The following is a 1,372-nucleotide window of genomic DNA, read 5'->3' as shown; positions in this document are numbered from 1 at the left end:
AGAGAGTTAGTGTCCAAACTTAGGGGGTTAATCCGAATTAATGTTTACCGTTAGTAATTCATTTCAACCCTCATTTACTTGATCCATTAATAATGTTGGCTTTATTCAGCGGACATGGCATCCGCTTTTGTTACATGAACCGTACCATATGGATGCTCAGGCGGCGCATAGATAGCGTATATTTTAAGTGGGGTATTCCCCGTATTGGTAACATTGTGCCATGTTCCAGCAGGTACCATAATTGCATAGCCACCACAGGCCATTTCTTGAAAATTCAAATGATCTTTACTTTCACCCATCTGAACAAGTCCCTGACCTTCTTCAATACGTATGAATTGATCCGTTGTGGGATGAACTTCTAAACCAATGTCATCTCCAACATTAATACTCATTAGGGTCACTTGAAGGTGTTTCCCTGTCCACAAAGCAGTGCGGTAAGTATTATTTTGCTTAGTAGCTTGGTCAATATTCACTACAAATGGTCTTTGCCCATAATCTGTTAATTTATAAGGATACCAGTTCGTGTTGATCCCATTATAATAATGACAATTCCAATTATTACTCCAACGGATGTTATTCCAATAGTCATGCATTGGAGTATGCCATTGATATGGATAGCATGAATTACGGTACACTATTCATTCTCCTCTCAGCATTTCATTGTTTATTTTCATTCTATGCACTTGCCTATCTAAAGGTTTAAAAAAACTGTCAAGAGCCTGAGACCTTAAAACAACAAACTTCGATCATAAAATTTCAGACTCTTGACCGACTGAATCAATTGAACAGCCCCATATAAACTGTCTGGCGCATCGTCGTATGTACAATTTCGATTGTAGTCCCTCACCTGATGGTTATATCTGAGGTTACCCGAATTGAACAGAATATGCCCCTTCTTGATTTCTGGCTCCAAGCTAATAATACGTTCATGCTTCTGCCCCTTGGAATGCACACTCTCTACGGGTGTATGTATACGAGCCTTCCATAGCTCTTCTTCAAACTTTTGCTTCATATAGCTTTGTGCCTGATTCACTTCAAAACCCAGCTTATCTACAGGGTAAAGCTTCAATTTTTCAATAGCGGCTTGAAATAAATTATCCGGCAACAGTTTATAGATATTGCCGTCAACACATACATTTGCTTCGTCCTTCGGTGTTGCCCAATAATTGAAATAGCCGAATAGTCATTTTTCTTCCCTGTCTTAATTGCTGGATCAATGTACATCGCCATTTCCATGTCCTCAAACTCAGGCAACCTGTCCCAATACATGAGATTCTGAAATATGTATTCGTCTGTTGAACGCGGATCATTTTGCAATTCTTTATAAAAACTTTTCTCGCCCATAGCTTGCTTCTTGCACATCAAATAATAA

At 38.9% G+C, this 1,372-nt stretch carries 2 protein-coding genes and 1 pseudogene; all 3 read right to left on the bottom strand.

What is annotated here, in order from left to right; translation table 11 throughout:
• Window positions 1-101: 101 nt before the first annotated feature.
• On the bottom strand, window positions 102-635 hold the full coding sequence (locus L693_RS0110940; RefSeq protein WP_025717280.1) for a cupin domain-containing protein: 534 nt from the start codon (window positions 633-635) through the stop codon (window positions 102-104).
• A 92-nt stretch (window positions 636-727) separates the two neighbouring features.
• On the bottom strand, window positions 728-1,033 hold the full coding sequence (locus L693_RS31350) for a hypothetical protein (RefSeq protein WP_231503615.1): 306 nt from the start codon (window positions 1,031-1,033) through the stop codon (window positions 728-730).
• Between the two features lie 32 nt (window positions 1,034-1,065).
• Window positions 1,066-1,372, bottom strand: a pseudogene (locus L693_RS31345) (hypothetical protein); the annotation flags it as partial.

The organism is Paenibacillus sp. 1-18 (assembly GCF_000520755.1).
Lineage (GTDB): Bacteria > Bacillota > Bacilli > Paenibacillales > Paenibacillaceae > Paenibacillus > Paenibacillus brasilensis.
The sequence above is the reverse complement of the archived record's forward strand: the minus strand, read 5'-3'. Positions and strand labels throughout refer to the sequence as shown.